The 9,004-nt window shown below is 49.9% G+C and carries 8 protein-coding genes, 2 tRNA genes and 1 pseudogene; 4 read left to right on the forward strand and 7 right to left on the reverse strand.

The window, feature by feature from the left end; genetic code table 11:
- Window positions 1-193: 193 nt before the first annotated feature.
- Together WFL93_RS23980 and dnaQ are read right to left on the reverse strand one after the other, a co-directional pair.
- Window positions 194-270, reverse strand: a tRNA-Asp gene (locus tag WFL93_RS23980).
- A 134-nt stretch (window positions 271-404) separates the two neighbouring features.
- Window positions 405-1,136, reverse strand: coding sequence for a DNA polymerase III subunit epsilon (gene dnaQ / locus WFL93_RS23985; protein ID WP_007887209.1), 732 nt, complete (start codon window positions 1,134-1,136; stop codon window positions 405-407).
- Here dnaQ and rnhA point away from each other — a divergent pair.
- Window positions 1,090-1,657: pseudogene (rnhA, locus tag WFL93_RS23990) on the forward strand (ribonuclease HI). The gene dnaQ and the pseudogene rnhA sit on opposite strands and share 47 nt — an antisense overlap.
- Here rnhA and WFL93_RS23995 read toward each other — a convergent pair.
- Entirely contained in the window at window positions 1,642-2,376 is a 735-nt protein-coding gene (locus WFL93_RS23995; protein WP_007887211.1) for a class I SAM-dependent methyltransferase, read from the reverse strand. The pseudogene rnhA and the gene WFL93_RS23995 overlap by 16 nt on opposite strands.
- 40 nt (window positions 2,377-2,416) lie before the next feature.
- Here WFL93_RS23995 and gloB point away from each other — a divergent pair, with 40 nt between their 5' ends.
- Together gloB and mltD are read left to right on the forward strand one after the other, a co-directional pair.
- Window positions 2,417-3,172 carry a hydroxyacylglutathione hydrolase gene (gene gloB, locus WFL93_RS24000; RefSeq protein ID WP_336779198.1) on the forward strand — a complete coding sequence of 252 codons (756 nt, stop codon included), beginning with the start codon at window positions 2,417-2,419 and terminating at the stop codon, window positions 3,170-3,172.
- A 71-nt stretch (window positions 3,173-3,243) separates the two neighbouring features.
- Window positions 3,244-4,617 (forward strand): murein transglycosylase D, encoded by a 1,374-nt coding sequence (mltD, locus tag WFL93_RS24005; RefSeq protein WP_036620368.1) that lies wholly within the window; start codon window positions 3,244-3,246, stop codon window positions 4,615-4,617.
- Between the two features lie 150 nt (window positions 4,618-4,767).
- Here mltD and WFL93_RS24010 read toward each other — a convergent pair whose 3' ends face one another.
- Both WFL93_RS24010 and WFL93_RS24015 read right to left on the reverse strand, forming a co-directional pair.
- Complete coding sequence (locus WFL93_RS24010; protein ID WP_007887218.1) at window positions 4,768-5,571, reverse strand: endonuclease/exonuclease/phosphatase family protein; 804 nt, start codon at window positions 5,569-5,571, stop codon at window positions 4,768-4,770.
- A gap of 148 nt (window positions 5,572-5,719) precedes the next feature.
- Window positions 5,720-6,898, reverse strand: coding sequence for an MFS transporter (locus WFL93_RS24015; RefSeq protein ID WP_336779199.1), 1,179 nt, complete (start codon window positions 6,896-6,898; stop codon window positions 5,720-5,722).
- A 100-nt stretch (window positions 6,899-6,998) separates the two neighbouring features.
- Between WFL93_RS24015 and yafC the strand changes: the two genes are divergently transcribed.
- The gene (gene yafC, locus WFL93_RS24020; RefSeq protein WP_007887220.1) at window positions 6,999-7,907 is read left to right on the forward strand and encodes a DNA-binding transcriptional regulator YafC; all 909 of its coding nucleotides are present in this window, start codon (window positions 6,999-7,001) and stop codon (window positions 7,905-7,907) included.
- A gap of 14 nt (window positions 7,908-7,921) precedes the next feature.
- Here yafC and dkgB read toward each other — a convergent pair whose 3' ends face one another.
- Window positions 7,922-8,725, reverse strand: coding sequence for a 2,5-didehydrogluconate reductase DkgB (dkgB, locus tag WFL93_RS24025; protein ID WP_336779200.1), 804 nt, complete (start codon window positions 8,723-8,725; stop codon window positions 7,922-7,924).
- A 169-nt stretch (window positions 8,726-8,894) separates the two neighbouring features.
- Window positions 8,895-8,971: transfer RNA gene (locus WFL93_RS24030), tRNA-Asp, on the reverse strand.
- Window positions 8,972-9,004: the final 33 nt, after the last annotated feature.

Raw genomic sequence — 9,004 nt, forward strand, 5'->3', positions numbered from 1 at the left:
AGTCCAGGGCATAGTGAGTCTCCTCTGCTATGCCATTTATAACTGTTACCCATGTGCCCGGTCTAAAGTGTTACCCATGTGCCCGGTTTGTACCTGAATGGCGACCCTACGCTGGATGTGTAGGGCTGGCATTTATGTCAGCCAGGAAAAGCAAAAAGCCGATGCATTTCTGCATCGGCTTCTTTAAATAGATTGGCGGAACGGACGGGGCTCGAACCCGCGACCCCCTGCGTGACAGGCAGGTATTCTAACCAACTGAACTACCGCTCCGCGCTTTGTTCCCCGTCGAGAACGAGGCGCATATTAATAGCAGCTTCAGCACCCGTCAACGCTTTTTATGTGGGAATGTTTCGTTTGGCGTTTTTTTCAGCTTAACGACGATTTTGCACGCAAAATCAGCTGTTTTACACCCGCCACAGGCAGCTGCCGCCCTTCTTCTGCACTAAATCCAGACGACCTTCATGCGCGATTAACTCTTCGTCGCTGGCGGTAACGATGCGCAGGCCCGAACTCGGACGCACAATGCGTTGAATATTCTCACCGCCACCCTGATTGTTCTGCTCGCCGTCCAGCGAAAAGGCCAGCGAGGTTTGCCCGCCGGTCATCATCAGGAACACTTCTGCCAGAATCTCGGCATCGAGCAGTGCGCCGTGCAGCGTACGCTTGCTGTTGTCTATTTCATAACGGTTACACAATGCATCAAGGCTGTTGCGTTTGCCGGGATACATCTTACGCGCCATCGCCAGGCTATCGGTGATCTGGCAGAAAGTTTCGGTTTTGCCGATATCGCGCTTCAGCATGCCGAATTCATAATCCATAAAGCCGATATCGAACGAGGCGTTATGGATCACCAGCTCTGCGCCACGAATGTACTCAAGAAATTCGTCGGCAATATCCGCAAACAGCGGTTTATCAGCGAGAAATTCATCGGCAATGCCGTGCACGCCGAACGCTTCTGGATCCACCAGCCGATCGGGCTTCAGATACATGTGGAAGTTGTTGCCGGTCAGGCGACGGTTGATCACCTCAACCGCACCAATTTCAATGATGCGATGTCCTTCATAATGCACACCGATCATGTTCATGCCGGTGGTTTCAGTATCGAGGACGATCTGGCGGTTATTTGCAGTGCTCATAGGACTCGTTTTATGTCAGACTTGGCGTTTTGTCAGAAGGAAGTCTACCAGAGATGCGCAAACAGGTAGAAATATTCACCGATGGATCCTGCCTGGGCAATCCCGGTCCCGGTGGCTACGGCGCCATTCTACGCTATCGCGAACATGAAAAATTGTTCAGCACCGGCTATCGTCTTACCACCAATAATCGCATGGAGTTGATGGCCGCGATCGTGGCACTCGAAGCCTTGACGCAGCCGTGTGACGTGGTGATCAGCACCGACAGCCAATATGTGCGCCAGGGCATTACCAGCTGGATTCATAACTGGAAGAAGCGCGGCTGGAAAACCGCCGATAAGAAGCCCGTGAAAAATGTTGATTTGTGGAAACGCCTCGATCTGGCGCTCAGCAATCATGAAATTAAGTGGGAATGGGTGAAAGGTCACGCCGGTCATCCAGAAAATGAACGCTGCGATGAACTGGCACGCAGCGCGGCGGGTAATCCTACGCAGGATGACATCGGCTATCAGGTTGAGTCCTGATCCTTCACTTCGCGAAACTGGCGCGTCACGTTAACCGTTTGACGCAGCTGGCTTTGACTTAGATTCTTCTTCATTTTGGTGGGCGTTAACGGGAACGTACGTTTACGCGCCACTACAATATTCAAACACCCGAGTGCAGGCAGATGCGCACTGATCACCCTGCCGCCTTGTCGATGCCATGGCACCACCTGAAAACGCGTGCGATATACCACTTCATAATTAAGCAGGTTGAGCCAATCGAGCAAACGTACCTGACTGAACATGCGTCCACTCCATGGCGCGCGTGAGTGCAAACCGGGAATACCTTTGCTAATACCTAACAGACTGAACGGATTGAAGCCGCTAATGATCATCCAGCCATCATCAATCAGCACGCGATCTACCTCGCGTAATACTCGATGGGGATCCTGACTCCATGCCAGCGTATGTGCGAGTAAACAGGCATCAACGGATTTCGATTCAAAGGGTAACTGGGTGGAATTGGCAATCACCTGTAGCTCATCGCCCTCAATGCCCACATTCACCTGATGCGATATGGCACACTGACTGGTGTTGATTTCTGCGCTGAGGCTGCCAATTTTAAGCATATGAAAGCCATAGAGCTTACCGAGATAGGGCTGCAGTTGCTGGGTGAGCGCGTCGCGAAAATAGTCTCCCATGGGCATATCGCGCCAGGAGCGCGGTGCAGTCAGGATTTGGCGTGTTTTAGCTGGCTTCATGCTCTACCATTTTCCTTTTTCTACGACCTGAGAGGTGTTTATGAATCTTACCAGCATTCCCGCATTGCAGGATAACTACATCTGGGCACTGACGGACGAAGACAATAGATGTCTGATTGTCGATCCCGGCGAAGCACAGCCGGTGCTGGATAAATTGAAAGCGAATCGCTGGCAACCTGTCGCGATTTTGCTGACGCATCATCATCATGATCACGTCGGCGGTGTGAGCGAACTGTTGCAGCACTATCCCGATTTGGAGGTTTTCGGTCCACAGGAAACTGCAGATAAAGGAGCCAAGCGCATTGTGACTGAAGGGGATGAATTTACCCTACTTGGTCTGAACTTCCGCGTCATCGCAACGCCTGGTCATACTTTAGGACATATCTCATATTTCAGCTCCCCTTATCTTTTCTGTGGTGACACCCTATTTTCTGGCGGCTGCGGACGCTTATTTGAAGGCACCGCACAACAAATGTTCGAATCATTTCAAAAGCTTAATCAGCTACCTGAAGATACCCTTATTTGCTGTGCGCATGAATACACTTTATCCAATATGAAGTTTGCTGCGGCTATTCTGCCCCAAGACCCTAAAATTTTGGCAAGGTATCAGCAAATTAAGGACTTACGCGCAGAAAACCGCATTACTTTACCGACAAAACTGGCCTTAGAGCGTGAAATAAATTTATTTTTGCGCACGCAAGATGCTGATTTACAAAAGGCTTTAGGCACTAACGTGTCATCGTCAGCGTTATGGCAAACTTTTGCCGATCTACGCGAGAAGAAAGACCGCTTTTGATTTTTGAGGTTGTGTTGTGGCGGACCGTCACGTATAGTTGCTCGTCTTTTAAGCGAACTATTGACACACACATGAAGGCTAAAGCGATATTACTCGCCTCGGTCTTGCTGGTAGGATGTCAGGCATCAAGGAATGACGCCAATATCCCCGTACAGCATGCACAGAGTCTGTCTTCAGCTGGTCAAGGTGAAAATGGAAAGTACGGAGATCGATTGTTGTCGCCGCGATGGCAGGATGATGGAACAAGCCTCGCAGAAGATACTGATCTCTGGAATCACATTAGTGACGAGTTGAAGATGGGGATTCCGGAAAACAGCCGGATCCGCGAACAAAAAACAAAATTTTTAAAAAATAAGAGCTATCTCCACGATGTAACATTACGGGCAGAGCCGTACATGTACTGGATAGTCGAGCAGATACAGAAACGTAAAATGCCGATGGAACTGGTACTGCTACCCATAGTGGAGAGCGCTTTTGACCCACACGCAACATCTTCTGCGAATGCCGCCGGCATCTGGCAGATTGTTGCACAAACGGGCAAAAACTATGGTTTGAAACAGAACCAATGGTACGACGGACGCCGCGATGTGGTGGCCTCGACCAAAGTAGCGCTGGATATGATGCAGCGTCTGAACGGTATGTTTGACGGTGACTGGTTACTGACCATCGCCGCCTATAACAGCGGTGAAGGGCGTGTGCTGAAAGCGATGAAACAGAATAAGGCGCGCGGCAAGCCGACGGACTTCTGGAGTTTATCGTTACCACGCGAGACGACGGTGTACGTACCTAAAATGTTGGCCTTGAGTGAGATCCTCAAGAACAACAAGCGTTACGGTATCAAACTGCCGACCCCGAACGAGAGCCGTGCATTAGCTCGCGTAGAAGTGGGACAGCAGATTGAACTGACGCAGGCCGCCGACATGGCAGGCATGTCTCTCAGCAAGCTGAAGACATTTAATGCTGGTTATAAAAACGGTGCCACAGCGCCAAACGGACCGCACTACATTATGGTGCCGAAGTCTAACGTTGCTAAGTTGCGCGATTCACTGGCTTCCGGTGATATCGCTTCCGTGCAGCCTACCGAGATGGCGAAAGTCAGCGCGGCAGGAAACAGCTACACGGTTCGCAAAGGTGACACCTTGTCTGGCATTGCCAGCAAGCTTGGCGTTAGCGTCAGTGCATTGAAACAGCAGAACAATCTGCGCAGCGCTTCGGTTCGTACCGGTCAGACCTTGACCGTAAGCGGCAAAGCGAGCACGCAGTTGGCTGATAACGGCAACAGCATCACCTACCGTGTACGTAAGGGTGATTCTTTTGCCAGTATTGCAAAACGTCATGGTGTGAACACCAAAGATGTTATGCGCTGGAACAGTGATGCTAAAGACATCCAGCCGGGCGACAAGCTCACGCTGTTTGTGAATAATAGCGCAACACCTGATACCTAATGCCCCGAAAAGGCTGACTTTTGTCAGCCTTTTTCATTTTCGGCAATCCACAAAATGTGCCCTTCCCTTCTTAAGGCTTTTGCGAATAATCCGCCTTATCCATTTCTGATAATTTTTGATTATTGCAAAGCGGCGTTCTGAGCGCGTTTCTTAACGCTCGATACCGTAGAGGGAGTTGAATTCAACCAACAGAGGATTGTGGTCTGAAGCGCGCGTTACCAGCACAGAGGCTTCACTCACCTTCATATCGCGATAGAAAACGAAATCCAGCGGACGACCAAAGGCTTTACGGCGATGGTCGTCCGTGAAGTTAACCTCACGCAGTGACATATCCCGGGCAAAACGGTACAGCGCGTTCATGCGCTGACGGCTCCATGCGTTGAAATCGCCGGCCATGATTACCGGCCCACGATGATGTTGAATCTGTTCACCAATCGGTCCGAGCTGCTTGCTGTACACATCCACTCCGAGACTGAAATTCACCGCGTGGATATTTACCACCATCAGCATTTCGCCGGTGGGTAAAGGATAAGCCGTGACCAACGCTGATTTGGCCAAACGTAGCAATGGCTCTCGTTCACGCAATGGGCAGCAATACACAGGATGCGCAGAAGCCAACGTCATGACGCCAGAAGGATGTTGCGGTAAGACAAATGCGGGGACCTGATCGGCTGCGAGATAGTTGCTGGTGGCGAATTTGACCAGCTCAGGCGTGGCTTGCGCTTCCTGTAACAGCACCAGGTGAGCATCTTTGCCGAAGCCTTCCAGCACTGACATCCACTCTGCACGCTGCTGCTTGAAGATATTCCAGACTAAAACCCGCAGCGTTGGATCTGCGGGTAAAGGTGCTCCGGGCGGTAAAGCCTGTCCAGCATGCAGCATTGCCCCCGGCGGAAAGATCCGCTCAGCTGGCTGACCTGCTACATAACGCATTGAATAAGTTTTTTTTCGCACTTTCCCGCCTGACTGGTTTACGACTCTGACTTCACCTGACTGTTATAGGGATTGTAGCGCGGGGTTTCAATTGATGTTGGAGATTGTCGGAATTCACCTCACAGCAGAGTAATGTAACAGCCTGCCAGTTGGCAGGCTGTTGTGCCTCTTATTCAATCGCAATCGCCGAGTTCGGCTTTTCGAGCTGACCGCTTAAACGTACCAGCAGCAACGCACCAAAAACAATGACAGCGCCTACCCATGGTGTTTGTGCCAAACCATAATGCTCAACAATATAACCACCGACCGTAGACCCCAGAGCAATGCCAATATTGAATGCCGCGATATTCAAACCTGAAGCGACATCCACTGCGCCCGGTGCAAAGTGTTCAGCTTTCTGCACCACATAAACCTGCAAACCGGGCACGTTGGCAAAAGCGAAGATACCCATGACCAATATCGTTGCCACTGACATGTAATGCATACTTGCAGTGAACTGGAATACCATCAGCAAAATTGCCAGCGCCGTAAAGATCAGTGTTAGAGCGGGAACGGCTCCGCGTCGATCGGCCAGCCTACCGCCCCAGATGTTACCAATGGCAACGGAAATACCATATCCCAACAAAATCACGCTTACCGCGGTCGGCGAAAAACCGGCCAGCGACTGCATCATCGGCGCAAGGAATGTGAAGGCAGTAAATACGCCGCCATAACCCAGTGCAGTAATGGCATAGATCAGTAGCAGACGTGGATTAACCATTACGCGTGCCTGCTGTGCCAGTGTCGTGGCCGGTGGTTGCGCAATATTACGTGGGATAAGCACCTGACTTGCGACTAATGCAATCACTCCTAATAGCGATACAGCGAGGAAACTTTCACGCCAGCCAAAGTGTTGCCCGATTAGCGTCCCCAACGGCACACCTGTGACCAAAGCGACGGTTAGACCACCAAACATGATGGCAATCGCACTCGCGGCTTTCTCCTTGCTCACCAGACTGGTTGCAATCGTTGATCCGACAGAGAAGAACACACCATGAGCGAGACCGGTCAGCAAACGGGCTATTACCAGCGTTTCATAGTTTGGCGCCAGCCAGGCAACCAGATTACCGACGGTAAATAGTGCCATCAATCCCATCAATAATTGTTTACGGGCTAGCTTGCCGGTTAAGGCGGTAAGCACGGGTGCGCCGACAGCCACGCCTAAAGCGTAAATGGATACCAGCATTCCTGCAGAAGGTAGCGTAATACTGAGCTGTTCAGCGATGGTCGGAATCAATCCAACAATCACAAATTCTGTGGTCCCGATGGCATAGGCACTGATTGTAAGCGCCCAAAGTGCAAGTGGCATGATTAACTCCCAATAAGGTTTTGTTGGGCGTTAGTATTACCGCATGCTTTAATGACAAAAAGATGCAAAGTGAGAATAGACTTTTGCTTTTGGAGGGATAATGAAGGCATCGTCAGATGAGTTAAAAGTGTTTATTGCCGTGGTTGAAAGCGGCAGTTTCAGCCGTGCTGCGGAACAGCTACAGATGGCCAATTCGGCAGTAAGCCGTACCGTTAAGAAACTGGAGAATAAACTGGGTGTAGCGCTATTAACGCGTACCACACGCCAGCTGGCACTCACTCATGAAGGCGAACATTACTTTCGCCGTGTGCAAAAGTTGATGCAGGAGATGTCTACGGCCGAGAGTGAGCTCATAGAGCGGCAAATGGCTCCACAGGGCATACTGCGCATTGATGCAGCTACACCCGTGATTCTGCATCTGTTACTACCGATGATTAAACCATTTCGTGAGCGCTATCCGGACGTTAGGCTATCGCTGATTTCTTCAGAGAGCTTCATCAATCTCATCGAACGTAAAGTCGATGTGGCAATTCGCGCTGGCAATTTAACGGACTCCACGCTACGTGCTCGCCTACTCTTCACTAGCTATCGCAAACTAGTAGCCACGCCGGCTTATCTGGCGAAATATGGCGTACCGGCTTCAGCAGCTGATTTGGCCTATCATGAATGCCTCGGCTTTGTTGAAACGCCCCGGTTAAATCGTTGGCCTGTCACCGATGAAAATGGTGACCTATATGACAGTATTCCGAGTATGTCCTCTAACAGCGGCGAAACTCTCAAACAGTTAGTTTTAGGCGATCAGGGTATCGCTTGTTTATCAGATTTTATGGTGGATAAAGAAATTGCGGATGGCACTTTCATTGAGCTGCTTGCTGAGCGACGCGTTCCAGTAAAAATGCCTTTTAATGCAGTCTATTACAGCGACTTAGGTGTTAGCCAACGCGTCAGGGCGTTTATCGACTTTCTGAGTGAATGGTTAAAAGATCAGCCCTGGCGAGTGCAGGGCTGAATATTGGTTAGTGATTAATCCCAGTCAGGCGCCAGACCTTCCGGGCTCACTAAACGCTGCTGACGATCCAGCGCTGCAATATCTGCCATATCTTTATCATCCAGATGCAAATTAACCGCTGCCATGTTGCTCGCCAGGTTTTCACGTTTGGTTGATGACGGGATAACCGCGTAACCTAACTTCATTGCCCATGCCAGAACAATCTGAGCTGGAGTGGCTTTATGCTTCTGAGCAATCGCGTTAATCACCTCATCCTTTAGCGCTTCTCCATAAGCCAGCGTCATATAAGAAGTGATATGAAGAGCGTGCTGTTGCGCGAAATCGACTACCTGTCGATTCTGTAGGAAGGGATGCAACTCGATCTGGTTAGTCGCAATATTTTCCACACCCACTGCTTCAATCGCCTCTTTCATCAATTCAATTGGGAAGTTTGAAATACCAATTTGACGCGTCAGTCCTGCTTCTTTTGCTGCCATTAATGCCATCATACTTTCTTTAACAGAAATAGCTTTTCCGGGCGAAGGCCAATGAATCAGCGTGAGATCGACATAATTGGTACGCAGTTTTATCAGGCTCTCTTCTAAGCTCGGGATTAGCGCCTCAGAGGACAAATTCTCGATCCATATCTTGGTAGTAATGAATAGTTCATCACGCGCTACGCCGCTTTCTGCAATTGCTTGCCCTACAGCAGCCTCATTTTCATAGATTTGAGCGGTATCGATAGCGCGATAGCCAAGATCCAGTGCATTTTTAACGGACTGAATGACGACATCGTCCTGAAGACGAAAAGTACCTAAACCAAAAGCGGGGATTGTCATGATTTCCTCATCGTATAGCGTTATGTTTCGATGGGAACTATTCTGGCAGGTTTATTATTGCTGAAAAATCCGCTTATAAGCAGAAGAATTTTGATTTTTCATCAACAATAACGAAAATATTACCAACATGAAAAAGCCCTGACTTTGCAGTCAGGGCTTATCAATTAAGTGGCGGAACGGACGGGGCTCGAACCCGCGACCCCCTGCGTGACAGGCAGGTATTCTAACCAACTGAACTACCGCTCCACCGATTCTGTACTGACATCAGAAAATCGTTCT

It is taken from the genome of Pantoea sp. USHLN256, from assembly GCF_037149875.1.
GTDB classification, from domain to species: Bacteria; Pseudomonadota; Gammaproteobacteria; order Enterobacterales; family Enterobacteriaceae; genus Pantoea; species Pantoea nemavictus.